A 25022-nucleotide genomic window follows, 5' to 3' on the forward strand; every position below is an offset into this window, starting at 1 on the left:
ATGCCCAGGACCAGATCCCCGGTCCCAGATTCCTTGACGGTTACTTGCGATTCCGAAACTCCTGACCGAACTGCAGCGTATTGACTTCGCCACTGCCACCGTCATTATCGAAGATCGTATCCTGACCATCACCGCGGTCGAAGATGTAGGTCTCGTTGCCCTGCCAACCAATCGAGATGTCGTCGCCGGCAAGGCCGTAGATCGTGTCAGCGCCCGATGTTCCGGTGAGCGTGTCGTCGCCGGATTCACCGAAGATTGTAGCCACTGATACCTGTGTCTCTTCAGGTCTCAAGGCTCACATTCAGCCGAAGCTTGTGTAGTCCACAACCATCGGCACGCTCGTAGCACGATCAACCTCCGCGATTCCTACCTCAAGCCAAGTCGCAACCAGTGTCCAACAAGCGGTTTATTCCGAACAATCGCGGGAACCTTAGCAGACCGACGATCGAGCGTTAGCCACAGTGATCGGCTGTAAGAAAATATTTCTCGCTCCAGACGCATAGACACTTTTATCGGGCGAAACCGATGACATCGATAAGCTCTCTTAGCGACATCAGCTTTGGATCAATACCCGTGACGCTTTCCCGATTGCTTGCTCTAATGACGTGCTCAGCAGTCGCTTCAAGAAGTTTCCTAACATGCGCGGAAAGATTAACTCCGTCGTTAGCCTTTGTAACCTTCACTCGGTCGCTTTCAACGTTGAGGTTGAGGCGATCTCCTGCCAACGAATACGCAAAGTACTCGTTATTCTCAACATCGATCGGCTCCGTCCATGCAGCTAAGCTCTCAAAATTCCGGAACAGCGTTACATCACCAACTACTTCGCTGCTGCTAGACTCGTTTATGATAGCAACACTCGATAGGTCCACATTCATCAGAATCTGCTCCAAAATGATCGATCGGTAGACTTAGTTTCCCACGGCCGGTGACGTCCGATACCGCCTCCCGGCATAGTCTCCCCCGTCACAGGATCGACAGCTCGCCTGTGATAATGCGGCCAACGTCCGAGGGGGTGGCCCGTGCGGTTTCCATAGGGAGCAAAACGGAAATTGCGGCCGAACGAATACTCCCATCCTAGCACTGCATACTCACAGATCGCGCCAGCGTAAGGCATAGCGACCACCGCCAACATCATACCGCCGGTTTGATATGGGTGCTCAAGAGGATTGTAATCGAAACCAGGTTCTTCGTCCGTTCCCGGATACCAGATTCCCATTGCGTCGACATAACGACCGGTATGATCCCGCTTCAGCGCAGGCGCAGACCCTGCGTAGGCGTAGACATTTGGTCCATCCAGCAATTCCGGCAGCTCTAGACCGAAGGACCAATTTACAGTGAGTGACGACGGGACAAACGCGGACGCCTGCGCCGACATGCCCCGGCCGTCAATTATAGAGCTAATGGGCGACTCGCCAGAAGTGACAGACCAGAACGCCGGCACTTCGCCATTAGGATCCGGCTGCGTGTATCGTCCCAGGGTGGGATCGTAATGTCTATACCAATTGTAGTGAAGCCCGGCTTCCAACAAAAAATACTGCCCCGGAAACCGCAGATTATTCGTGGCAGACCCTAGGATCACGTCGACGGCGCCAAACGGCAAGAAGTATGCATTCCACACCACGTTCTTCGTGCTGTCCGTCATCCGAATCGGGCGGTCGAGATGGTCGGCGTGGACGAACCAGAGGTTTGGCGCGGACGTGTCGAGATCAGCTGCCACGGCGAGCGGCATGTCGTCCAGCCAGACATACTCCCGGGTCACGACGCCGGAGGCCGTCGCTTCGGCGATAAGACGACCGGTGAGATCGTACACGTAATGCATGGTAGCGGGCGGCGAGGCCGTCCGTAGCGTGCGGACGGCCATCCGCTCCAAACCGTCATAGCCGTAGTCCGCCGTGACGGACGAGTTGAGACTCAGCTGATCGAGCCGATCGCGGTTGTTGTAGCGATAGCCATAGATCGTGCCGGACCGATTGTCGGTCACGAGATTACCTGCCGCGTCGTGAGTAAATGTCCGAACGTTGGTTCCGTTGCTGCTGACATCGACCAACCGGTTCGACGTGGCCTCGTACTGGGTGATCTGCTCTGTGACGGTTCCACGGCTGGCATAGGATTCGAACATCCGATTGCCGACAGCGTCGTAGGCATAACCAAGCACGCCCCAGGGGCCGCTGGCATTCTCGAGCCGACCGGTCGGCGTATACGAGTAATTCTCGCTGCGCAGCGTATCGACCGTGTCGGTGATATCGGTGATGTTGACGCCGTCGTTGCGGCTGTATTGGCGATTGACAACATCGGTTCCGGATGAAGTGCCCGTGACGACGAGCTGACTCAGTAGGTAGTCCTGATCATACGTCTTGATCAGGGTCAGGCCATTGCCATAGGTCAGCGACTGCAACGGCCCCGCAGCGCCATACGTCACGTTGGACGCCAGAGGCACGGTCGCGTTCGTGGTCCGCGAAGTCACATCCGTAATGCGGCCGACCGTGTCCCGAGTGTAATCGACCACCCGTCCCGACGGGTAGGTCATGCGGATGATGTTTCCGGCGAGGTCATAGCCATAGCCGACGACATAGATGGCCGAGCCCGTGGCCTTGCGCTCCTGCATCACCTGGCCGAGCGCGTTGAAGGTCCAATCGATCGAGCCGGTGGCGTCCTGGATCCGGGTGAGCCTGCCTTTGCCCTTGTTGCCGTTGGTCGCGTCGTCCCAGGTATAGGTGATGTTCTCACTGGGCGCTGCCGGATACTGCTTGGCCAGCAGCCGCCCGGCATTGTCATAGGTCAGGTTCGTGCCGACGCCGCGGGCATCGACGATCTGCATCGGCTTGCCCAGGACGTTATAGGTGTAGGTGGTCGTGCCGCTGTCCGGGCTGACGCGCTGGATCACCTCACCGAAACCGTTGCGGACGTAGCTGGTGGTGAGCGAGCGCGGGTCGCTGTAGGCGGTGATGTCGTCGGCACCGTTGCGAGCCACCGCGACCGAGTTGCCCTCCTCGTCCGTCGTCCCGATCAGCCGGTTGAGGCCGTCAAAGCTCGATCCGAACACGTTGGCTCGCGGATCTGTGACCGACACCTCGTTGTGGGTGCGGTCATAGCCGTGGGTCCAGGTCTGCCCGAACGCGCCGACGAACGTCAGCAACCGGCCGAGTTCGTCATAGGTCGCCGTCTGCGACGCTTGCAGGATGCCGCTCGGATCCTTGATCCGCCGCGCGGTGACGTTGCCGAGATTGTCGCGGTCGTACTCGACCGTCGCCCCGGTATTGTCCTGCACCCGGATGAGCCGGCGGCCGTCATCGTAGGTATATTGCAGGAACGCGCCGTTCGGCCTGACGATCCGGCTGACATCGCCCGTCGGGGTGTAGTCGATCGACGTCGTCGCGACCAGCCCGCTGGGATCCACGATTGTGCTCTTCAACCGGCCCAGGGGATCGTAGGTCAGGTTGGTATAGACGCCATTGGGGTCGAGGATCGTGGTCGGCTGGCCCCGCCCGTTATGCGACATCACCTTGGTGAGGTGGCCGACCTCGTTGGTGATCGTCGCCACGAATCCCGTCTGGTCATAAGTGTAAAGGACTGTGTCACCGGCTCCGGGCAGCGGCCCATCGACGGAGGCAAGCAACCCTCCCGTCGTGTAACCGTAAGTCCAGGTCCGGGTCTGGCCGTTGGTCGCATACGGCACCGTCTGGCTGGTCGTATCGGCCTTCGTGAGCTGGGTGAGAAGACCGCCGGTCCAGGTGAAGTCGGTAGTCACGCCGGGCTCGACCGCACGCGTCGGCACGTTGAGCGTCGGATGCCAAGTGTAGCTGTTCGACTGCGCGAGCGGCGTTCCGTAGCCGCGGGTGACGAGCGTCGGATTGCCGCGGCTGTCGCGGACGTAATGCGTGACCCGCCCCTCCTCGTCGGTCTCGTCCGTAACATAATTGTTGACGTCATAGCCGATGACGGAATTCGAACCAACGCAATTGGCGGACGGCTGCCCCTCGATGCTGGCGAGGATGTTGTTGCCCCGCGCATCCTTGCTGTAGTGATACACTGCGACCTTAGACAGCGGATTGGTCACCGTCACCGTGTTGGCCACATCATTGTAGGCGATCGAATATCGCTCGACGCCGCCGGCATGCTCCGATGTCAGCACCCTCCCCTTGGCATCGTAGGTCCAGGTCGCGTAGCGCACGCCGGCCTCGTTGGTGACGCCGGTCAGCGCGTAGGGAAAGCTTGCATTCTCGTAATGATAGCGGATGCGCGGATTGTCCGCCGTGTCTGCGGTCGTATCCGGCTGAATGACGTATTCGAGCGCGAACAGGTCCGCCGCCATCTGCAGCGGATCCGGACCGCTCCTGCCGACGATGGCGTAGCGCGGAATGAACTTGTAGCGATAGACTTGTCCGCCGGGCACCGTCATCGTATCGAGCAGCCCCTGCGGCGTATAGGTGAACTGCAGGGTCCGACCGAAACTGTCGGTTACCAGCGTGTTGTTGCCGGCGCTGTCATAGGTCAGTGCCTGGGTGTAGCCGCTCTGGAATATGATCGACTGCAGCACGCCGCCGGCGTCGTAGACCCGGCTGATATTGTCATCCGTCGTCAGGGTATAGAGCTGTGTGGTCGCATTCTTCACGAGCGTCGCAGCCCGACCGCGGTTGCCAATGACGAGGCTCTTCAGGCTCCAGTCGTAATAGCTCTGCGCGTAGAGGCCGGTCGAGCTGACATAGCTGAAGAGGACGACCTCTCCGTTGGGGAGCGTAATCGTCACGCTATTGGAAGCGACGATCGCGCCGGAATCGAAGTTCGACCGCCATCCGTTACCGAGCCGCGACGGACGCAGACGTCCGCTCAGCGTCGCCTGATCGCTCGTATAGAAGCGCTCGAATTTGAGCGACGCACCGCCGTCGCTCGTACTCTGGGTCGAGAAATCGGTATAGGCCTCGATCTTCATGCCACTGCGAAGATCGACGGGATTGGCGACCTGGTCTCGACAGGACGGGCAGTGATCCGCCGGGGGAGCAGCGAGACACCCCGATCCGGTTAGAACTTCACCACTATCGCAGTTGAGAAACGCTACACCACCCCGGTAAGCTCCATTCGAATTCCCGTCACAAATCGCACCGGCGAAAATGCCGCTGCTCCCCGCCCCGTTAAGATAGCACTTCGTCAGGATGACGCTTGGGTCGCTGCTCCAGTAAGCCCAAAAGTCTTCCTGCGCACAGGCAATACCATCCGAACCGCAGTTGCCGTTGTGATAGCTGGCCCAGTGGCCCGCATGCACCGGCTGGGGCGCAAGACAGACGATGAACGAGGCACAGAACAAGATGACTGCGACGATAGAACCGCGCAGCCAAGCCAGCTGCGCAAACCTATTTCCAACCCGGATCATGTGCCCCCAACTTCCGATTGCAACAACACGAATCAAATACATATCAATCATAGATCAACTGCACGGTATTTTATCACCTTAGGATGTCAATTCGACAACAACCCTTTCCACGTCGGCATCCCAACAAAATCGGTGATGAGTCGCGGCATCTTCGCGGAGTAGTTTCATCGTTCGCGAAGACTCTCGGATTTGTATCTGAGCAGCGGCGACATCACATACTCGATGATCCGTCTCGTCCCCGTCTTGATCTCCACCGTCACCGCCATCCCCGGCGCGAGCGCGACCATCTTGTCCTCGATCTGCATTTGCTTCTCATCCAGCGACACCCGCGCCGAATAGATGAACTCCTGGCCTGCCGGCTCGCTGGTCTCGGCCAGTGCACCAGCCGCCTTGCCGCCATTCTGCTTATCGGCGGGCTTCTCGCGGACGATCGAATCTTGGGAGACGCTCAGCACCTTGCCATGGACGAGGCCGTAGCGGGTGAAGTTGAAGGTGTCGATCTTGATCTCGGCTGATTGCCCGACATTGACGAAGCCGATGTCGCGGTTGGAGATCATGGCTTCCGCCTCGAGCTGGCTGTCGGCGGGCACGATGAGCATCAGCTGTTGCGCCGGTGTGACGACGCCGCCGACAGTGTGCAGCGCGAGCTGCTGCACGGTGCCGTCGATCGGGGCGCGCAGCACCTGCTCGGCGATCTTGCGCTCGGCCTTGACGAGGTCCTGCGTCAGCTCGTCGGCCTTCTTCTCGGCATCGGCGAGGTCCGACAGCACCTGGCGCTCGAAGCCGGAGCGGGTCTGCGCCAGCTGCTGCTCCAGCGCCAGCCGCGCCGCCTCGATCTCGACCAGGCGCCGCGTCTGCACGATGCGCTCGCTCTGCTGGTCGATCAGCCGCGACTGCGCGTCGATATAGGCGATCTGGTTGCCGTATTGGATCTCCTTGGCGTTGCGGCGGATGTCAGCGGTCTCCTGCAGGAATGGGAGCGTGGCATCGATCTTGGCGATCGCGGCCTCGATCGACTGCGCCTCGGCACGCTTCTGTGCGATCTGCTGCAAATTGGAGGCGAGCTTCGACAGCTGCTCGGCGGCCTGCGCCTGCAGGGCGGCGCGGGTACGTGCGACGTCGGCGGGTGCGGCGCCTTCGGGCACGTTGAGCGGTCGCAGCTCGGCGAGATCGCCGAAGCTGTCGCGGAGCACACCGAGCCTTGCAACATCGAGCCTTGCCTGCATCAGGCCCTGCGCGACGCGGCGGCGCTCGGCCTCGGTGACGGTGCGATCGAGCTCGACCAGCACGTCGCCGGCATGCACCTTGTCGCCGTCCTGGACGTGGATCGCGGCGACGACGCCCGCTTCCAGCGGCTGGATGGTCTTGGTGCGGCCGGTCGGCACGATCTTGCCTTGCGCCGAGGCGATGATGTCGACATGGCCCACGATCGACCAGCCGATCGCGATGACGAAGAACAGCATGATGGTCCCGGCCACGGCTCGGCCCACGGGCGAGGCCGGCGTCTCCACGATCTCCAGCGCCGCGGGGAGGAACTCGCGGGCATCTTTGCGGCGGCCCCGTCGCGCGTCGAGCGAGATCGGCGCGTTGTCCTGCTTCTGCGCTTCAGCCGACGACATGGAGCCCCGCCTGGATCTGGTCCAGCGTCGCGTAGCGCCCAGCGCGCTTGATCAGCTCGTCATGGGTGCCGTCCTCGACCAGGCGGCCATTCTCGATGGTGAGGATGCGGTCGGCGTTGCGCACCGCCGACAGCCGGTGCGCGATGATGAACACGGTGCGCCCGGCGCAGATCTTGCGCATGTTGCTCTGGATGATGTTCTCGCTCTCATAGTCGAGCGCCGAGGTCGCCTCGTCAAAAATGAGAATGCGCGGATTGGTGACCAGCGCACGCGCAATCGCGATGCGCTGGCGCTGGCCGCCGGAGAGGCTGGCACCGCGCTCGCCAACCACCGTGTCATAGCCGTCGGGCAGGCCGAGAATGAACTCATGGGCGCCGGCGAGCTCGGCCGCCTGGATCACCCGCTCCATCGCCATGCCGGGATCGGCCAGCGCGATGTTGTCGCGGATCGAGCGGTTGAACAGCACGTTCTCCTGCAGCACCGCGCCGATCTGCCGCCGCAGCCAGGTGACGTCGGCGACCGTGAGATCGACGCCGTCGATCAGGATGCGGCCGGCCTCGGGGACGTACAGCCGCTGGATCAGCTTGGTCAGTGTCGACTTGCCAGAGCCGGAGGGGCCGACGATGCCGACCACTTGGCCGACCGGCACCTTCAGGCTGACGTCGTGCAGCGCCAGCGGTCCATCGACGCGGTAGCGGAAATGGACGTGGTCGAACACGACCTCGCCGCGCACTGGCGGCAGCGCCGCGCGGCCGGGATTGAACGCCGGCTCCGGCGTGGTGTTGAGGATGTCGCCGAGCCGCGCCACCGACAGCCGCGCCTGGTGGAAATCCTGCCACAGCTGCGCCAGCCGCAGCACCGGCTGCGCCACCCGCCCGGCCAGCATGTTGAAGGCGATGAGCTCACCGACGCTCAAGCTGCCCTCGATCACCAGATGCGCCCCGAAATACAAGGTCAGCGCGGTGACGATCTTGCTGATGAACTGCACCGACTGGCTCGCCCAGTTGCCGAGCGACAGCACGTCGAAGCTGGCGCCGACATAGCCGGCGAGCTGCTCCTCCCAGCGCCGCTGCATCTGCGGCTCGATTGCCATGGCCTTCAGGGTCTGGATCGCGGTGACGGTCTCGACCAGGAAGGCCTGGTTCTCGGCGCCGCGGTCGAACTTGACGTCGAGCCGCTTGCGGAAGATCGGCGTCACCCCGGCCGACAGCGCGATGTAGAACGGGAACGAGCCGATCACGATCCAGGACAGGAACGGCGAGTAGTAGAACATCACGCCCAGGAAGACGAAGGTGAAGGCGAGATCGATCACCAGGGTCAGCGCCGAGCTGGTAATGAAATTCCTGATGTTCTCCAGCTCGCGCACCCGCGCCACGGAATCGCCGGCGCGCCGCGCCTCGAAATAGGCGATCGGCAGCGCGACCAGATGGCGGAACAGCCGCGCGCCGAGCTCGACGTCGATGCGGTTGGTGGTGTGGGAGAAGACGTAGGTGCGCAAGCCCCCCAGCACGGTCTCGAAGATGGTGACTGTAACGAGCCCGAACACCAGCACGTCGAGCGTGGTGTAGCCGCGATGGGTCAGCACCTTGTCGGTGACGACCTGGAAGAACAGCGGCGTCACCAGTCCGAACAGCTGCAGGAAGAACGAGGCCAGCAGCACCTCGCCGAGCAGCCGGCGATATTTGTGCATCGCCTGCAGGAACCAGGTGATGTCGAAACGGCGCGCAAGATCGGTCAGCGAGGCGCGGCGCGCCATCAGCACGACCGTGCCGGTCCAGTTGGCCTCGAACTCGGCGCGCTTGAGACTCTGCGGCCGGTTGACCTGCGGATCTTGGATCAGCGCCGCATCCACGGTGACCTGGCCGAGAATGACGAACGAGCCATCAGCCCGCGCTGCGATGGCCGGCAGCGGCAGCTTGGCAAGGCCGTCCCAATTCTGGCTGACAGCGCGAGCCTTGAGCTTCAACTGCTTGGCGCAGCGGAGCATCTCCGTCACGCCGACCGGCTCTCCCGCCAACTGATGTGCAATCTGCGCCGGATCGATAGCGACCTGATGAAACCGCAGCAGCAATGTCAGGCAGTCGAGCCCCGTATCCCTCTGCCCCGCGTCCATTGCCCCTGCACTACCCTAAGTCGTGCAGGAATGATGTACCACAAGAAACGATTGGACAAGATCTGCCACGTTCCCGCCGAGGATATTTTTACCTGCGAGGGATCGCACGTTACATGCATTGCGTGCATTGGGTGCAGGCTTCGCGCGTCTGCTGGACTAACCCGACAGCACCTCGCAACGCCCCGGACGGCTGAGGAACGAAGATTCTTGACTTACTCAGCTAGCTCCCTCACGGCAAACGCCTGAACTCCCGCGCGCCTGATGTTCCCCACTACAAACAAAGAACGACACAATCCCCACGAATCATATGCATCTGCGTGATGTTCGAGAGCTGGTGAATTCCGAATTGTCGAGGCGATAAACATCCGGCCGCCCGAACAACTGACAATTTTGACAGCAAGGTGAAATCCGCACTCAAAACATCGCCGCGCAACGAGCAAGCCTACATAAGGACCCCCGTTGACACCGAAGCTGCGATGTCAGGCGATCATAGGCTCATGGCCAGTAGCTTTTGGACAGCGCAATCCCAGACCGATTCCAAAGGCACATCTCGCGATGCGCTAGAGATCTGTTAAGCATCTCAGCACGGTATCATGTTAAAATACACGTTGAGATTGCTCAGGCTCACGGTTTTTGCGTATGTAGGTACCGACCGAAATAATCTGAAACAGACTGACACGGGAGCGGACATCCATGTTGGAGCCCGCCACAGACACCCTATTGCCCGCATTCTTTCGTCGCCTCCGCTTCCTGATATCCGCAAGGACACAGATCGGGGAGATACACAGACCTAACGGCACGCAATCGCAGGATGGTAATTCGATCACTCCTGCTTCCCAGTCTTCGGGTCGCACGGCTTTCGCTTGGTCTTCGCAGGGAACGCATACGACCGGATATGTGGAAGCGAGCGTATGGGCCATTTGCTTTGTCGCGACCACGTTCGCGGCCTTCCTGACCCAGCGGTCGGCTATCATTGTTGATCTCGGCAGCCTCTTGGTTGCATTGACGATACTGGGCTTCCTCCTCACTGTTCACGTTGTCTATCGACGTTGGCGACCATCGCCGGTGCTCAGCAACTTGTGCGGAGCGCTCCTAGCAATGTTACTATCGGGCGCAGTGGCTGGAATCATCAGCCTTGTTGGGCTTCGGAATAACGCCCCATTCATCGATGCAGATCTTGCAAGATGGGATCGAGCGGCGGGTTTCGACTTGCCTGCTGTCATCGCTTGGGCAGCCGACAACCCCGCCTGGTCCCAGCTCCTGTCGGTCACGTACGACAGCTCATTCCCCCTGCTCTTCGGCCTTTCAGTGCTGCTCGCAATCGTTCGCCGTTTCGATCATTTATGGATACTGACGTTCGTATTCGCCACCACGATTGTCGCATGCGCGAGCATTTCCGTGATCTGGCCAGCGAAAGGTGCCTTCGCGTTCTTTGGGTACCCAGCCAGCTTGCTTGAGCATCTCCCGACAGGCGCGGGAACGTATCACTTGTCGAAGTTGGAATACTTCCGCAATTCGGCCTCGCCGTTGCTGTCATTCGCCAATCTGCAGGGAGTTGTGACATTTCCGTCGTTCCATTGCTGCCTGGCGCTGATGATCATATCCGCGTCCCGGCACCTCAGGTGGCTATTCCCGATTTCATTGATCTGGAATTCCCTCGTGATCGCATCGACCGTGCCGATCGGTGGACATTATGCGATCGATCTTCCATGCGGCGCGGTCGTGTGGCTGGTCGCAACCGGAACTGCTGTCGCCTTGATGTCATTGTCCTCGCGACGGGCGCAGGGATCATCTGGATTGCGAGCCGACGCTTCACACGACCGTCTCACGCACGGAATGTGCCAAATCATGACCAGAGCGCAAGTCAGCGAATCCTGACACCGGCCCTGTATGCCCGGTTCTGCGATTTCTCTTGATGGCGTATAGGCGTTCGTTCTGACACTAAAACGTACGGCCATTTGCGCCCCCACTAGATCACATGCGCTAAAGATATTTACTCTATCTAAAATTGTCTTATTCAGACTCATCTATTATAAGATGCCATAAGGTATCCTTTTGTGGCTTGAAGGTGCGCCGATCTGGCCAACAGCAAAGAGGGTGTAATGCGGGTCAAGATGATGAGGTTCCTGCGTGACGAATCGGGAGCCACTGCAATCGAGTACGGATTGATTGCCGCAGGAATTTCAATTGCGATCATCGCAGCAGTCAACGGTTTGGGCAGCAAGATCAACACCTCGTTCGTAGACATCAATTCCTCCATCAACTAGCTCTGCACAGTCTACACGTTGGCGTTCTCAGGAAGCCCGAACCAATGCGTTCGGGTTTCTTGCTTCAAAAACCGCAGCGCCGCGGAATACTGGCCTTTTAATGTCGTACAGTCTCATGGTGGACATCACCAATCTTCAAGTACCGGTCAGCCTGCTCGAGCATTTCACAAGTCGCGTGAGTTTAATATTTGTGGAGATAGAAGTATTTCCGCAGCCTAAGCGTCTGACGGAAGAGTTCCCTAGCCATTGGTGTTAGGATTGTGGCTGTCGAGTTCTACGTCTCCGATCATTCCCGTCGTGCCGCCCGCGCCCTGGAACGTTCCAGGCGCCGTATTCGCATCGCCGCTGCCGGCCATGCTCGATGGAGTCGATGCAACCGAAAGTGACAGACGGCGACTAACCGAACCGCAATTTCACCAAGCAGCTGTAGCCGAAAGCGCGTGCGGTTCGCGCAGACTTGGGCTCTATCAAAGCTCCCGCTGCTCCCCATCGTAACGCGAGCCGACAGCTCTTTTATCCTCGGGCAGCTCACGTTGTCGAGCGACGGGAGCGCCTCGCCAGATCTGGATTTAGGTGACTGTCAAATATACCCAGTTGTTTCGGGGCGCAGAACTGCACTGGCCGAGGGACTGCATCCTCGATCTCGCGAGCGACCCCTCTGGCGATCAGAGCGTCAGATTGAGCAGCTCGGCAGCCCCAGTTCTCGGTGCGGCGACTCTTGTTCTTGTCATCATTGGCGATCTGGCACCGCACTATCTCGTTCGGCGTTGGCTCCTCTTTTCGTCGGTCCCACGGCCGATTTGAGTCCCCACCACCTCACCGTCGTCGCGCCTCTCACTAAGAGCAAGGTCGAGGCACTGGAGAGAAAACTGCGCGCAATGGTCACCGGGGTCGGGCTCGTAGCCTATGATCCGCAAGATCTTAAGGCAGACCGCGACGATCAGCGTATCGCTCCTTGGAGAAGGCAATCTAGCGCGGCGCCGAGATCGCCTGCGGCGAACGCCTGGGATGCCTCCGGGCGGGGCTCGGCCGAGCGAAAAGAATCCTTCACTTTGCTCCGGCTAGAATTGGCCAGCGCCCTCGTCAGGAGGTCAATGACCCCGATGATCATTCCGAAAGCGTCGACATGGCCTAAGACCCAGAAACTCCTTGGATTGGAAGGGCTGCGCTTCCTCGCTACCGTCGCGGTGCTGCTGTGGCACTATCAGCACTTTGCCTTCGTCGGCGACGAGCCGGTCGGTCTCGTGAGGAGCGAGCTGCCGTTCTACCGCGTTCTGTTCCCGTTTTATGAGAAGGGCAAGAATGGGGTCGAGATATTCTGGTGCATCTCCGGTTTCATCTTCTTCTGGAAGTATAGCGCGGTCATCGCCGACCGCACGATCAGCGGATGGACCTTCTTCGTCTATCGGCTGGCGCGACTTTACCCGCTCCATCTCGCGACGTTGCCGTTGGTCATGATGCTCCAGCTGATGTATTTCGTTCAGCACAACTACTTCTTCGTCTTTCAGCAAAACGACATCCCTCAATTCGTCAAGCAGCTGTTCATGGCCAGCGACTGGCTTCCGCCGCACGGCGTCAGCTTCAACGCACCAATCTGGTCAGTCTCAATCGAGATCGTGGTCTATGCGGCGTTTTTCCTGTCGCTGCGCGTCGTGCGTCCGTCCCCGCTCTTCAATCTAGCGGTGATCGTGATCTCGATCGCGACCGGTACGCTGATGTCAAAATGCTTCGCTTTCTTCTACGCTGGCGGCCTTGCCGCGATGGCAAGACAGGCTGTCGCCGGGGCTCGGCATCGGCCGAAGTTGGAAGCCTTGGCTGCGTGTGCGAGCATCGCGATGCCCGCGGCATTTTGGATGTCCGGCATGGACCTTGAGGCGCTCACTGCACCGCTTCTGCTGATCTATACGCCGATCCTGTTGTTCTGCTGCTCGAAGCCCATAGTCTTGCCGCGGCGCCTGGAGACCCTGGTGGAGACAGCCGGCAATACAACCTATTCCTGCTATCTGCTGCACTTTCCAATTCAACTTGCGATCGCGCTTGCTTTTTCGTCGATGCAGCGGCCCATCCCCTACCTCGATCCTCTGTTCTCGGCGGCTTTCGTGCTGTCCACGCTCGTCACCGCGCGCCTCACCTATTGCTGGTTTGAAGCGCCTGCTCAGCGGCTAGTCCGGACCCTTCTGCTGCGAAGGCAAGAGACTCGGCAGGCGAGTCCGGTCCTGCTTCAATGAAGGCAATCATCATGAAAGCGGAGATCTCGATCTAGTGTGCCTTACCCAACGCCAGTGGCCAATTTGGAAAGTCACAGTGACCGCTTTATCAAGAGCGAACGGCTCGGAGCTGGAGTAAGGCGGCAACCAAATCGCAATTTGTATGCCGATTGATCAATAGGGCTGCTGTCGAAGCGGCAGCTATTGGCCAACGTGCGATTGTCGGACATAAACGACTATGCGTGTTGGCATCCTAGGGTTCATCTCGAACGCTTGTTTTCCCTTTGCGGCCCAAAGCTCACGTGCCCGTTTCGCCCTCACCGCTCTTAAGCTTGTCAACCATCCAAAGTAGCGCACCCAAGATCGCGGAACGGTCATCACCGGTCAGGTCCACGATACCGGATTTGACCACGAGGCCGCCGAGTTCGATGAGGTACCGGGTGCGCTTGCGGTGTTCGACCCGCCACGCGCGCATGTCACGTCGCGCTTTTGCGGCTTGATGCCGGTTGCGCGCCGCTCGGTTGCGTAGGAGCAACGTCAGCGTCGCGGTCAGTTGCTGGCGCAACTCGCCGCGACCGTCCTTGAAAGAACGCGACGCCGCGCTTGGACCATGCCTCCCTCTTTCCGGCCTCTTTCGTCTCGGCCAGCACGATCAGCGCGCCCGCGAGCTCGTCGGCGCTGAGCGCGTCAGCTCCCGTAGCGATAACGAGCTCGCCGAGCTGGCGTACCTTGCGGGTTTTCAGCTCGCGCGCCTTGTCGTCGAGTGCCTTCAGGTCAGCATCAAAGTTCCTGGGTTTGCGCATCGTCGTCTCCATGAGTGACAATGGAGAAATGATAGCTTGGCCACTGGCGCATTGCTGTAAGGTCATCAGGACGAGCTGAGACGGGATAGTCCCTCCCGAGATTTTTTCGAGGGAGGGCGCGCTTATACGTCGTGCCGACGTACGCTTTGCTGTGTAGATGCTCTGCTCGCGATGGCGATCTATCATCTTCACGTCAAGGTCATTGGCCGGAAGGCCGGGAGCAGTGCGGTGGCGTCGGCCGCCTACCGCTCGGCCTCGCGACTGCGTGACGAGCGGCTTGGCCGCGATCAGGATTTTTCCGCCAAGCGCGGCGTCGTCCATTCCGAGGTGATACTGCCGGAGAATGCGCCGGAGGCGTGGGGAGACCGCGAACGGCTTTGGAATAATGTCGAAGCACACGAAATCCGCAAGGACGCGCAGCTGGCCCGAGAGGTCGAGGTCGCCCTTCCGCGAGAACTGACTGAGGCGCAGGGCATCGAACTGGCTCGGGACTTCGTTCGCGGCGAGTTCGTGGGTCTCGGCATGATCGCCGATCTCAATGTGCATTGGGACAGGGCCGAAGACGGCATGCCCAAACCTCATGCCCATGTGATGCTGACAATGCGCGCGGTCGACGAGAACGGGTTCGGCCAAAAGGTGCGGGACTGGAATCGTACCGAGATGGTCGAGCGCTGGCGGAGGCGCTGGGCCGAGCTTGCCAACGAGCGCTTGGCCGAGCTCGACATCGACGCGCGGATCGACCATCGCAGCCTGGAGGCCCAGGGCATTGCTCTGGAGCCGCAAAGCCAGATCGGCGCGCCGGCAAAGCGAATCGAGGTCCGAGACATTGCGGGCGAAGGGTTTGAGGCCGACCGGGCCGAGATGCACCGGGAGATCGCGCGAAATAATGGCGTGCGGATCATCACGGATCCCTCACTTGGGCTGGATGCCATCACCCAGCAGCAATCGACCTTCACGCGGCGCGACATGGCAAAGTTCGCGCACCGGCATAGCGACGGACTCGACCAGTTCAACGAGGTCATGGGCGCGATGCAGGGAGCGCCGAATCTGGTCGAACTCGGCAAGGACGCCCGCGGCGAGGATCGGTTCACCACCCGCGGAATGATCGAAGCGGAACAGCGGCTGCACCGGGCTGCTAAACGGATGGCGGAACAGGCGCGCCATCAGGTACCCGACGCGGATCGCCAGGCCGCTTTGGCGGGAGCGGAAGCGCGCGGTCTGGTCCTCTCGTCCGAGCAGGCCGACGCGGTTGCGCATGCTACGGACGGACGCGATCTCAGCGTCGTGGTCGGCCATGCCGGGACGGGAAAGAGCGCAATGTTGGGGGTGGCGCGCGAGGCCTGGGAAGCGGCGGGCTTCGAGGTCCGGGGTGTTGCGCTGTCCGGTATTGCCGCCGAAAACCTCGAAGGCGGATCGGGCATTGCGTCGCGCACGATCGCCAGCCTGGAGCATGGCTGGAAACAAGGCCGTGATCTGCTCAGATCCAGTGATGTGCTGGTGATCGACGAGGCGGGGATGGTCGGCACGCGCCAGCTCGAGCGCGTGCTGTCGCATGCGGCCGAGGCTGGCGCAAAGGTGGTGCTGGTCGGCGATCCGCAGCAGCTGCAGGCCATCGAAGCGGGCGCCGCGTTCCGCTCCATCCATGAGCGTTACGGCGGCGCGGAGATCGGTGAAGTGCGCCGTCAGCAGGAAGACTGGCAGCGGGACGCCACACGCGATCTGGCAGCCGGCAAAGTGGGCCATGCGCTCGAAGCCTACCGCGCTCACGGCATGGTGCACGAGGCCCAGACCCGCGAGCAGGCGCGCAGCGATCTGATCGAGCGCTGGGACCGCGACCGGCAGGCGTCACCGGACCGGAGCCGGATTATCCTCACCCACACCAATGACGAGGTCCGCATCCTGAACGAGGAAGCGCGCGAACGGATGCGAGCCGCGGGCGATCTGGGCAATGAGGTGGGGGTGACGGTCGAGCGAGGTGCGAGAACCTTCGCCAGCGGGGATCGCGTCATGTTTCTGCAGAACGAGCGCGGCCTTGGCGTCAAGAACGGCACGCTCGGGACCGTTGAACAGGTCAGCGCGCAGGGCATGACGGTACAGGTCGACGATGGCCGATCTGTGCGCTTTGACCTCAAGGATTACAACCGCATCGACCATGGATATGCCGCGACGATCCACAAGGCGCAGGGCATGACGGTTGACCGCGTCCATGTGCTGGCGACGCCGGGCATGGACGCCCACAGCAGCTATGTCGCGCTGTCTCGGCACCGCGACGGGGTAGGCCTGCACTATGGCCGCGATGATTTTGCGGGTCAGGACCGGCTCACCCGTGCCCTGTCACGCGTTCGCGCCAAGGATATGGCCTCGGACTACGAGGCTGCCGATCCAGTACAGAATTACGCCGAACGGCGCGGGATCACCTTCCGCAAGCGCGTGGTCGAGATCGTGCGCAAGATTGTGCCCGAGAAGCTGCGCGACATGTTGGACGGCCTGCGGTCTCCGGCTGATGTGCCCAGACTGGATGGCGGACAGAGGCCGGAACGGGCGACGCCGGAAAGGGAAAGCAACGATCCCGCAGCCGACCGGCGTGGAGCCGAAGTGCCGGCCAGGAACGTGACGCAAGATCCCGAAGTGGAAGCGCGTCGCGTCCGGACCCGTGCTCTCGTGCGCCACGCCCGCGCGGTGGACGCGATCTTCGAGGCGCAGAAGACGGACGACAGGACCAGTCCCGAGCAGGTGAAAGAGCTGCAGAAGGCCCGCCAAGCCTTCAATGCGGTGCGCCCGTTTGGCTCGCACGATGCCGAAGCCGCCTACAAGAAGAACCCGGAGCTCGCCCGCGAAGCGGCGGACGGCCGGGTCAATCGCGCCATCCGCGCGCTCCAGCTCGAAACCGAACTCCGCAGCGATCCGGGCCGCCGCGCCGATCACTTCGTTGAGCGATGGCGGGAGCTCGACCAGACCAGCAGGCGCCTATATCAGGCGGGCGACTTGTCCGGCTACAAGGCCACGCGCTCGGCGATGGGCGACATGGCGAAGAGCCTCCAGCGCGACCCGCAACTGGAATCCATCCTTGCCGGCCGCAAGAACGATCTCGGCATTGCATTCGAATCGGGCCGCCGACTCGGCCAGGATCTGGCCTTCGTCCATGGCATCGATCTCGGCAGAGGCCGAGGCCTTGGAATTTGACCCATCCCGTTTGCCGCCGGCTCTACGCCACAGCTGGCAACGCGCGAACTCCTATTGTCCGCCTGCACCTGTTTGGCCTCTGGTCTCGCCGGACGTCAGGAGCAACCAGCGAGGGGCATCACGGCCATGCGCGAGCCAGACCGTATCATCAGGTTGAAAACCGTCCTTGCCAGGACCGGGCTGTCCCGATCCACCATCTACCGCAAGATCGCCGAAGGTACGTTCCCTACCCCACTCAAGATCAGCAGCAACGGAACTGGTTGGCATGAATCCGACATCAACCGGTGGATCGCAGATCCCGTAAGATGGCGTCCGCGGCGCGACCTCGATGAAATCTTGTAAGCTCTATGGCACAACGATCAGGGACGACGTTTCTGGAGGCGCTCTCCTGAACTATCCGACCCCATCCTTTTCTACGCCACGGCATCCCGCTTCAGGGACGGTCCCGCGAGATGCAGACGACGAGTTCGGACCAAGCTACATTGCAAATGCGCTTACGGCAGAGCGCGATGTCAACCGAAGGCGTTCCATGAGCCGGCGCTCCGCTCGATTTACCCAAGGCGAAGTGGCACGAGCGATCCGCGCTGCAAAAGCGGCCGGTGCTTCATCCATACGAATTAAGCCGGACGGCACGATCATCGTCGACCTGGTCAAATACAAGGAAGAGCGGGGCATCGATGAGACGGTTGAGCCCGAAGAGCATTTCGTGCTTTGATTCGCTTCATGCCCCGTCCTCGCAGGCCCTACCTTCACAAGGAAATCAACCGTCATGGCAGGACGGTCTGGTACGTTCGCAACAAGGACGTAGGCGGCAAACGCACTCGCATTCGCGGCGAGTACGGGTCCATAGAATTCAACCGCAACTACGACATCGCTGTAGCCGACATGTTCAATCGGCCACGCCTCGCAATCGATCCAAGCGAAGCCAGGGCGAAGGTCTTTGATGGTAGCCTCAAATGGCTATGGGAAGAATACAAGGCAAAAGCGCCTGATTGGCGCGAGATGAAGGCGAGCACTCACAAGCAGCGCAACAGCCTCATGATTCATGTTCTGGAGGCCAACGGCAACAAACGAGCCGCCGCCATCCAGAAGCAGCACATCCTGGACGGGCTTGGACGTCGCGCTCAGAACCCCTCCGCGGCCCGGCACTTTCTCACCACCATGAGGCGGATGTTCACCTGGGCGGTCGCGCAAAAGATCCTTGCGGCAGATCCAACCGAAGGGATCAAGACACCCAAGCCAGCGAAAACCGAAGGCTTTGTCACCTGGTCTGATGCCGACGTTCGGCGTTACTACAAGCGCTGGCCGCTCGGCACGCGAGAGCGCGTCATGATAGACGTCTACCTCTTCACCGGCTTTCGGCGGGGTGACGCAGCATCGTTCGGCCCTGCCGATGTGACCGAACAGGTGCAAGAGCGGATTGGGCCTGACGGAAAAATCGAGCAGATCTTCGTGCCGATCATCACGAAGCGCCTGGAAAAGGGGAGCGAGACCATTGAGGTCACCTTCCCGATGCTCGATGTCCTGCGCCGGACGTTGGAGGCAGGTCCGATCGGAACCGAGACCTACATCGCGACCCGGCAGGGCAAGCCGATGACCAAGGAGAGCTTAGGCAACGTGTTCAAGGAGAAGTGCGTCGCAGCTGGGTTGGCGAACCGATCAGCGCACGGCCTTCGCAAGGCGGCTGCAACCGTCGCCGCCGAAAACGGAGCAACGGAAGCCGAGCTGGATGCGATCTTCGGTTGGACCGATCGTCGGATGGCAAGCCATTACACGCGGAACGCCAATCGCAAGAAATTGGCGTATGGCGGCGTCGCCAAGCTCGAGCGAATGATCGGCTCCGTGGATCATAGAGCGAACGTCTATTCCCTCACCGACAAGCTAGGTGCGGGAAATCGAACAAAAAGCTCAATGAATTCAGCCGACGTCCGGAGGGGTGGTGGGCACGACAGGGATCGAACCTGTGACCCCTACCATGTCAAGGTAGTGCTCTCCCGCTGAGCTACGTGCCCTAATCCAATATCCGTTCGGGTGGGCGTCCCTATATCGGCTCCCACGCAGGCAGGCAAGGACGCAAAATGCCGAAATTGGGAATAATCCGCCAGTTCCGGAGGTCTGTCCCTGGCGGCTCAGGCCGCCAGCATCTTGTTGACCTCGCTGACGAGTTCGCGCAGGTGCACCGGCTTGGACAGCACCTTGGCGTTCTTAGGCGCCTCCGAATCGGAGTTCAAGGCGACCGCGGCGAAGCCGGTGATGAACATGATCTTGATGTCCGGGTCGAGCTCGGAGGCGCGGCGCGCCAGCTCGATGCCGTCCATCTCCGGCATCACGATGTCGGTCAAGAGCATCTCGAACGGCTCCTCGCGCAGCCGCTGGTAAGCCGACATGCCGTTGTCGTGGGGCGAGACCTGGAACCCGGCATTTTCCAATGCCTTGACCAGGAAGCGGCGCATGTCGTTGTCGTCTTCGGCGAGCAGGATTTTGTGCATGGCGAGGGGTTGTCTGGTCCGGGTGAGAGGCGGAGCGTTGCCGCCACTAAGCCTGACGGGCGGTAAATTTCGGGTGAAAGATTGCGCCTTTTGATCCGACATCGGCAAGGCATTTTGAGGGCTGAAGGTGCGGTCTTCGACCGAAGCAGCACGCCAGCTCAGAGTTGTTCCAAACGCGAGATGAACTTTTTCATTGCTTTTCGCTTGGCAGACCGGCTCGGATTATCGAAGATGCGCGTTGGCAAGAGCAGTGCCTGCGTTGTCCAGAACGAATCGGCCGGAGGATACCGGCGCATCAACGGACGTGACATCGACGCACGTGACCAAGGGGACGGCGCCCAGAGATGACGGACTTTGATGGCGAATTGCCGCCGTTCGAGATCATGGAGCCGACCGAATGGCGCGCGCCCATCATCTTCAATTCCCCTCACTCCGGATCGGCCTACCCCGACGATTTCCTAAGGGCGTCGCGAATCGATCTGCCGGCGCTGCGGCGCTCCGAAGATTCGTTCATGGACGAATTGATCGCCGATCTCCTGTTGCGCGGCTTTCCGGTCGTTCGCGTGCATTTCCCGCGCTGCTATGTCGACGTCAATCGCGAGCCCTATGAGCTCGATCCGCGGATGTTCACCGGGCGGCTGCCGAGCTTTGCCAACACCCGCTCGATGCGGGTGGCCGGCGGCCTCGGCACGATCCCGCGCGTGGTCGGCGACGGCCAGGAGATCTATCGCGACCGGCTGAGCGTCGACGAGGCGCTGCACCGGATCGAGACGCTGTACAAGCCGTATCACCGCGCGCTGCGCCGGCTGATCAACCGCGTGCACCAGCAGTTCGGCACCGTGGTGCTGGTCGACTGCCATTCGATGCCGTCGGTCGGCGTCTCGCGCGACGAGCCGCGCCGGCCCGACATGGTGATCGGCGACCGCTACGGCACGAGCTGCGCGTCGCTGCTGCCGGACCTGGTCGAGGACGTGCTCGGCCGGCTCGGCTATTCGGTCGGCCGCAACAAGCCCTATGCCGGCGGCTTCATCACCGAGCATTACGGCAATCCGGCCACGGGCTTGCATGCGATCCAGATCGAGCTCAACCGCGCGATCTACATGGACGAGCGCCGCAGGGAGCGCGGACCGCGCTTCGCCCAGGTCGCCTCCGATCTCGCCGTGCTCGCCGAGGTGCTGGCGACGGTGCCGCTCGGCGACCTCGGGCCGTTCCAGGCGGCGGCGGAATAGAGGACTGCGCGTTCGGTCCGAGCGATTTCGGCCGGTGGCGTCGGCGCAAAAAAAAGGGCCGCTTGAATGACAAGCGGCCCAAGTCTAGGGAGGAAACGCCCAAGGAGGGCAGCGATAACGCGAAGCGCTACCGCACCGCAACAATATGCAATCGCGCTGCACAAAGCGCAAGAGTTTTTCCGCCTTTCTCCATGCAAAAAAACATAGGCCGGGTTGCGTTCAGCGCGAAACAGCTCTTCTTTTCATCATAGAAGTCAATGGCTTGATTGGAGATTCCAAACGATCGGAGAGGGACGCCGGTTTCGCTTTCAGTTTCACATCAGGGGCCCACGACGGCTCAACCGCGCCCGGCCAGCGCGGCCGGACACCAAACGGTATCCATGATGCCACGCTGGTGTTCCATATCCGGATGCGCCCCCGACCGCTTTGAGCTAGGCATAACCGGGCTTAGTGCCACCCGATTCCCACACCCAAGGACGCGTTGTGACGGTCATTGATTTCTCCGCCTTCATCGGTCGTCTGGCGACCGCGTCGGGCGAAACCATCCTGCCGTTCTTCCGGACCTCGCTGCTGGTCGACAACAAGAGCAGCCGGCACGATTTCGATCCGGTGACCGAGGCCGACCGCGCCGCCGAGGCCGTGATGCGCCGCCTGATCAAGGCGAACTTTCCTCAGCACGGCATCGTCGGCGAGGAGTTCGGCAATGAGCGCGAGGACGCCGACTACGTCTGGGTGCTCGATCCGATCGACGGCACCAAATCCTTCATTGCCGGTTTCCCGACCTGGGGCACGCTGATCGCGTTGCTGCACAAGGGCACGCCGGTGTTCGGCATGATGCACCAGCCCTTCATCGGCGAGCGCTTCGCCGGCGACAACGGCTCCGCCAATTACAAGAACGGCGGCGGCGAGCGCCGGCTCTCGGTCCGGCGCTGCGAGCGTCTCGGGGATGCGGTGTGCTATACGACGAGCCCGCTGCTGATGAACGAGGCCGATCGCGCCACCTTTGGCCGGGTCGAGGCCGAGACGCGGCTGTCGCGCTATGGCGGTGACTGCTACTCCTATTGCATGCTGGCCGCCGGCCATCTCGATCTCGTCATCGAGACCGAGCTCAAGCCCTACGACATCGCGGCGCTGATCCCGATCATCAACGGCGCCGGCGGCATCGTCACCGACTGGGAAGGCGGCCCGGCGCAGAACGGCGGCCGGATCGTCGCCGCCGGCGACAAGCGCGTCCACGAAGCGGCGCTGAAGCGGCTGGCAGCGGGCTGAGCCCGCCTCCACCGGCTTGGCTCCCCGCCTCTCGCGCGGAACGGAGACATCCGGCCGGTCGTCGGGCGCCTCACGCGGCGGCCCGGCGCAAATGCTCGACGAGCAGTTTCGCCGGACGCGGCAGCGCCTTGAAGCTGCGGGCGCAGATCACGAGCCGCCGATCGGCCCAGGCGTCGCGCAGCGCGACGAGGCTGATCGGCATCGACCGCGCGCAACGCCGCGCCGCCGCTTCCGGCACCACGGCAATGCCGATCCCGGCCGCCACCATCTGGCAGATCGCGTCGAAATCGCGCAGCCTGGCCCGCACGTGCTGGCGGATGCCGAGCCGCGCGGCGTGCCGGCCGATATGGACGTTGAGCGCCGTCCCCTGCGTGAGGCCGATGAAATCCTCCCCCGCAGTCTCGCTGAAGTCGATCTGTCGGCGCGCCGCGAACGGGCTGCGCCGTCCGGCCACCAGGATCAGCCGGTCCTCGCCGAAGGCGAAGCGCTCGATCGTCTCGGGCAGCGCGTGCTCCGCCGCAAAGCCGAGATCCGCTCTGCCGGACACGATCGCCTCGGCGATCTCGGTGCTCTCGCGCTCCTCGACATCGACGTTGATGTCGGGATGCTCGCGCAGGAAGGCCGCCAGCGCCTTCGGCAGATGCTCGGCGAGGCCGACCGTGTTGGCGAGCAGCTGCACGTTGGCGCGACGGCCGGATGCGAAGCCCGAGAGCTCGCCCTGCATGGCCTCGGCATTGGCCATGATGATGCGGGCGTGATCGAGCAGGCTCTCGCCCGCCGCGGTCAGCTCCACGCCGCGCCGGCCGCGCTTGAACAGCTCGACGCCAAACGCGTCCTCCAGACCCTTGATCCGCGCGCTCGCCGAGGCCAGCGCCAGATGCGCCCGGTCGGCGCCGCCGGTGATGCTGCGGGCCTCGGCCACGGCAATGAACAGCCTGAGATCGACCAGATCGAAACGCATGGTCATCCTGCCTCAGCCTTGGACGAAGGCTTGCTCCGTAACCTCCACATTGTGTCGTCGGCGCAGTCTGGTCAATGTGCCGACCATGATCGACCCCATCCTCATCTTCATCGCCTTCGCGCTCACTTTGGCCGGCTTCGTCAAGGGCGCGCTCGGCCTCGGCCTGCCGACCATCTCGGTCGGACTGCTCGCGGTCGCCATGCCGCCGGGCCGGGCGCTCGCCATCGTCATCGTACCGGCCGTGATCACCAACATCTGGCAGACCTTCGCCGGCCCCTATCTGCGCGATATCGCCAGGCGCCTATGGCCGCTGATGCTGGGGACCGCGATCGGCATCTGCCTCAACGCCGGCGCGCTCAGCCATGCCTCGACCCGCTGGGGCAACGTCGCGCTCGGCGTCTTGCTGATGCTCTATGCCCTGCTCGGTCTCACCAAGCTCGCCTTCAAGGTCGCGCCGCCGCACGAGAAATGGGTCGGCGGCATCGTCGGCCTCGTCACCGGGCTGATCTCGGCCGCCACCGGCGTGCAGGTCGTGCCCTCGGTACCGTACATGCAGGCGATCGGGCTCGAGAAGGACGAGCTGGTCCAGGCCCTCGGCGTGTTCTTCACGGTCGCCACGGTCACGCTGGCCTTCAACTTGACGAGCTCCGGCCTGCTCAGCACGGCCACCGCCCTGCCCGGCGCGGTCGCGATGGCCTGCGCCTTTGTCGGCATGTTCGCGGGCCAAGCGGCGCGATCCCGACTGCCGGCCGAGGCGTTCCGCCGTGTGTTCCTGATCGCCATGATCCTGCTCGGCCTGTATCTCGCCGGCACGGCGGTCGTCGAGCTGCTCCGGTAAGTCAGCGCGCCTCGAGCATCGCGATCCGGACGCCGAGATAGATCAGCAGCCCGCCGATCGTGCGGTTGAGCCAGAGCAGCGCGGCGGACGAGTCGCGCACGCGGCGCGCTGCACGGGCCGCGACGACGGCGACGCCGAGACACCAGATCGTGCTGTTGACGATGAAGATCGTGCCGAGCAGCAGGAAGGCGATCGCCTTGTGCGGCGCCTCGGCTGCGACGAATTGCGGCAGGAAGGCGAGGAAGAACATCGCGACCTTCGGATTGAGGATGTTGGTGAGCGCGCCCTGCCAGAACGCTTGGCGCAGCGTCACCACCGGCATCGACGTCGCATCACTGGCCCTGGCGGCGTCCGGCCGCCGCGCCAGAAGCTGCGTGATGCCGAGATAGACCAGATAGGCCGCACCGGCCCATTTCACCGTCGCGAAGGCCGTCGCGGAGGCCGTGAGCAGCGCCGACAGCCCGATCGCACTTCCGAACACGTGAACCAGGCAGCCCGTGCTGATGCCGAAGGCGGCAGCGGCCCCGCCGCGCCAGCCCATCTGCGCGCTGCGGCCAACGATGTAGGCGGTGTCGGGACCCGGCGTGATGTTGAGCAGCAGCCCGGAGACGAGAAACAAAGGCAGATCGTGAATGCCGAGCATGATTGAACATTTCCTAACAATAACGGTCTAACC

Annotated in this window: 18 protein-coding genes, 1 tRNA gene and 2 pseudogenes; 10 read left to right on the forward strand and 11 right to left on the reverse strand. The window is 61.9% G+C overall.

Features of this window, described 5'->3' with window-relative positions; all coding sequences use genetic code 11:
* Positions 1-40 precede the first annotated feature (40 nt).
* The 5 genes from QX073_RS31270 to QX073_RS31290 form a co-directional block, all read right to left on the reverse strand.
* Positions 41-265 carry a hypothetical protein gene (locus tag QX073_RS31270; protein WP_315716587.1) on the reverse strand — a complete coding sequence of 75 codons (225 nt, stop codon included), beginning with the start codon at positions 263-265 and terminating at the stop codon, positions 41-43.
* Between the two features lie 244 nt (positions 266-509).
* Entirely contained in the window at positions 510-875 is a 366-nt protein-coding gene (locus tag QX073_RS31275) for a hypothetical protein (RefSeq protein WP_315716586.1), read from the reverse strand.
* Positions 875-5419 (reverse strand): RHS repeat-associated core domain-containing protein, encoded by a 4545-nt coding sequence (locus QX073_RS31280; protein ID WP_315716585.1) that lies wholly within the window; start codon positions 5417-5419, stop codon positions 875-877. Before QX073_RS31280 ends, QX073_RS31275 begins: the two co-directional genes overlap by 1 nt.
* A gap of 113 nt (positions 5420-5532) precedes the next feature.
* On the reverse strand, positions 5533-6987 hold the full coding sequence (locus QX073_RS31285; RefSeq protein WP_315716584.1) for an HlyD family type I secretion periplasmic adaptor subunit: 1455 nt from the start codon (positions 6985-6987) through the stop codon (positions 5533-5535).
* Positions 6974-9100: a type I secretion system permease/ATPase gene (locus QX073_RS31290; protein WP_315716583.1), complete on the reverse strand. Its 2127-nt coding sequence runs from the start codon at positions 9098-9100 to the stop codon at positions 6974-6976. The genes QX073_RS31285 and QX073_RS31290 overlap by 14 nt, the downstream gene beginning before the upstream one ends.
* A gap of 693 nt (positions 9101-9793) precedes the next feature.
* On the opposite strand from QX073_RS31290, the gene QX073_RS31295 reads away from it, so the two are divergent.
* The 3 genes from QX073_RS31295 (at position 9794) to QX073_RS31305 (ending at position 13595) form a co-directional block, all read left to right on the forward strand.
* Positions 9794-10978, forward strand: a complete 1185-nt coding sequence (locus tag QX073_RS31295) for a phosphatase PAP2 family protein (RefSeq protein ID WP_315810643.1) — start codon at positions 9794-9796, stop codon at positions 10976-10978.
* A gap of 224 nt (positions 10979-11202) precedes the next feature.
* Positions 11203-11367, forward strand: coding sequence for a Flp family type IVb pilin (locus QX073_RS31300; protein ID WP_315716581.1), 165 nt, complete (start codon positions 11203-11205; stop codon positions 11365-11367).
* A gap of 1094 nt (positions 11368-12461) precedes the next feature.
* Positions 12462-13595, forward strand: a complete 1134-nt coding sequence (locus tag QX073_RS31305; protein WP_315716580.1) for an acyltransferase — start codon at positions 12462-12464, stop codon at positions 13593-13595.
* Between the two features lie 180 nt (positions 13596-13775).
* Here QX073_RS31305 and QX073_RS31310 read toward each other — a convergent pair.
* Together QX073_RS31310 and QX073_RS31315 are read right to left on the reverse strand one after the other, a co-directional pair.
* Positions 13776-14049: pseudogene (locus QX073_RS31310) on the reverse strand (conjugal transfer protein TraD).
* A gap of 1 nt (position 14050) precedes the next feature.
* Positions 14051-14377, reverse strand: coding sequence for a conjugal transfer protein TraD (locus QX073_RS31315; RefSeq protein ID WP_315716579.1), 327 nt, complete (start codon positions 14375-14377; stop codon positions 14051-14053).
* Between the two features lie 171 nt (positions 14378-14548).
* On the opposite strand from QX073_RS31315, the gene traA reads away from it, so the two are divergent.
* From traA to QX073_RS34505, 4 genes and pseudogenes are all read left to right on the forward strand, one after another.
* Positions 14549-17560: a Ti-type conjugative transfer relaxase TraA gene (gene traA, locus QX073_RS31320; RefSeq protein WP_316172818.1), complete on the forward strand. Its 3012-nt coding sequence runs from the start codon at positions 14549-14551 to the stop codon at positions 17558-17560.
* A 126-nt stretch (positions 17561-17686) separates the two neighbouring features.
* Positions 17687-17902, forward strand: a complete 216-nt coding sequence (locus QX073_RS31325; protein WP_315716577.1) for an AlpA family transcriptional regulator — start codon at positions 17687-17689, stop codon at positions 17900-17902.
* A 187-nt stretch (positions 17903-18089) separates the two neighbouring features.
* Positions 18090-18275 carry a hypothetical protein gene (locus QX073_RS31330; RefSeq protein ID WP_315716576.1) on the forward strand — a complete coding sequence of 62 codons (186 nt, stop codon included), beginning with the start codon at positions 18090-18092 and terminating at the stop codon, positions 18273-18275.
* Between the two features lie 287 nt (positions 18276-18562).
* Positions 18563-19288 (forward strand): annotated as a pseudogene (locus QX073_RS34505) (tyrosine-type recombinase/integrase); the annotation flags it as partial.
* Between the two features lie 209 nt (positions 19289-19497).
* Here the strand turns inward: QX073_RS34505 and QX073_RS31340 are convergent.
* Together QX073_RS31340 and cpdR are read right to left on the reverse strand one after the other, a co-directional pair.
* Positions 19498-19572: transfer RNA gene (locus QX073_RS31340), tRNA-Val, on the reverse strand.
* A gap of 117 nt (positions 19573-19689) precedes the next feature.
* Positions 19690-20049, reverse strand: a complete 360-nt coding sequence (gene cpdR / locus QX073_RS31345; protein WP_006610087.1) for a cell cycle two-component system response regulator CpdR — start codon at positions 20047-20049, stop codon at positions 19690-19692.
* 344 nt (positions 20050-20393) lie between these two features.
* Here cpdR and QX073_RS31350 point away from each other — a divergent pair, with 344 nt between their 5' ends.
* Both QX073_RS31350 and hisN read left to right on the forward strand, forming a co-directional pair.
* Complete coding sequence (locus QX073_RS31350) at positions 20394-21278, forward strand: N-formylglutamate amidohydrolase (RefSeq protein WP_315716574.1); 885 nt, start codon at positions 20394-20396, stop codon at positions 21276-21278.
* Positions 21279-21761: 483 nt separating this feature from the next.
* A complete protein-coding gene (gene hisN / locus QX073_RS31355; protein ID WP_315716573.1) occupies positions 21762-22547 on the forward strand; it encodes a histidinol-phosphatase in 786 nt (261 codons plus the stop codon).
* A 70-nt stretch (positions 22548-22617) separates the two neighbouring features.
* Here hisN and QX073_RS31360 read toward each other — a convergent pair whose 3' ends face one another.
* Positions 22618-23508: a LysR substrate-binding domain-containing protein gene (locus QX073_RS31360; RefSeq protein WP_316226938.1), complete on the reverse strand. Its 891-nt coding sequence runs from the start codon at positions 23506-23508 to the stop codon at positions 22618-22620.
* Positions 23509-23593: 85 nt separating this feature from the next.
* Between QX073_RS31360 and QX073_RS31365 the strand changes: the two genes are divergently transcribed.
* Entirely contained in the window at positions 23594-24346 is a 753-nt protein-coding gene (locus QX073_RS31365) for a sulfite exporter TauE/SafE family protein (RefSeq protein WP_315825434.1), read from the forward strand.
* Between the two features lies 1 nt (position 24347).
* Here QX073_RS31365 and QX073_RS31370 read toward each other — a convergent pair whose 3' ends face one another.
* A complete protein-coding gene (locus tag QX073_RS31370; protein WP_316167848.1) occupies positions 24348-24989 on the reverse strand; it encodes a LysE family translocator in 642 nt (213 codons plus the stop codon).
* Positions 24990-25022 lie beyond the last annotated feature (33 nt).

This window comes from Bradyrhizobium sp. SZCCHNS3052 (genome assembly GCF_032484495.1).
In the GTDB taxonomy this organism is placed as follows: Bacteria; Pseudomonadota; Alphaproteobacteria; order Rhizobiales; family Xanthobacteraceae; genus Bradyrhizobium.

Bases quoted from the DNA above. Each gene is read 5' to 3' on its own strand.
- cpdR (WP_006610087.1), bottom strand. From the start codon at position 20,049: ATGCACAAAATCCTGCTCGCCGAAGACGACAACGACATGCGCCGCTTC.
- QX073_RS31305 (WP_315716580.1), top strand. From the start codon at position 12,462: ATGACCCCGATGATCATTCCGAAAGCGTCGACATGGCCTAAGACCCAG.
- QX073_RS31330 (WP_315716576.1), top strand. From the start codon at position 18,090: ATGAGCCGGCGCTCCGCTCGATTTACCCAAGGCGAAGTGGCACGAGCG.
- QX073_RS31325 (WP_315716577.1), top strand. From the start codon at position 17,687: ATGCGCGAGCCAGACCGTATCATCAGGTTGAAAACCGTCCTTGCCAGG.
- QX073_RS31285 (WP_315716584.1), bottom strand. From the start codon at position 6,987: ATGTCGTCGGCTGAAGCGCAGAAGCAGGACAACGCGCCGATCTCGCTC.
- QX073_RS31350 (WP_315716574.1), top strand. From the start codon at position 20,394: ATGACGGACTTTGATGGCGAATTGCCGCCGTTCGAGATCATGGAGCCG.
- QX073_RS31365 (WP_315825434.1), top strand. From the start codon at position 23,594: ATGATCGACCCCATCCTCATCTTCATCGCCTTCGCGCTCACTTTGGCC.
- QX073_RS31290 (WP_315716583.1), bottom strand. From the start codon at position 9,100: ATGGACGCGGGGCAGAGGGATACGGGGCTCGACTGCCTGACATTGCTG.
- QX073_RS31360 (WP_316226938.1), bottom strand. From the start codon at position 23,508: ATGCGTTTCGATCTGGTCGATCTCAGGCTGTTCATTGCCGTGGCCGAG.
- traA (WP_316172818.1), top strand. From the start codon at position 14,549: ATGGCGATCTATCATCTTCACGTCAAGGTCATTGGCCGGAAGGCCGGG.
- QX073_RS31275 (WP_315716586.1), bottom strand. From the start codon at position 875: ATGAATGTGGACCTATCGAGTGTTGCTATCATAAACGAGTCTAGCAGC.
- QX073_RS31300 (WP_315716581.1), top strand. From the start codon at position 11,203: ATGCGGGTCAAGATGATGAGGTTCCTGCGTGACGAATCGGGAGCCACT.
- QX073_RS31370 (WP_316167848.1), bottom strand. From the start codon at position 24,989: ATGCTCGGCATTCACGATCTGCCTTTGTTTCTCGTCTCCGGGCTGCTG.
- QX073_RS31280 (WP_315716585.1), bottom strand. From the start codon at position 5,419: ATGATTGATATGTATTTGATTCGTGTTGTTGCAATCGGAAGTTGGGGG.
- QX073_RS31295 (WP_315810643.1), top strand. From the start codon at position 9,794: ATGTTGGAGCCCGCCACAGACACCCTATTGCCCGCATTCTTTCGTCGC.
- QX073_RS31315 (WP_315716579.1), bottom strand. From the start codon at position 14,377: ATGCGCAAACCCAGGAACTTTGATGCTGACCTGAAGGCACTCGACGAC.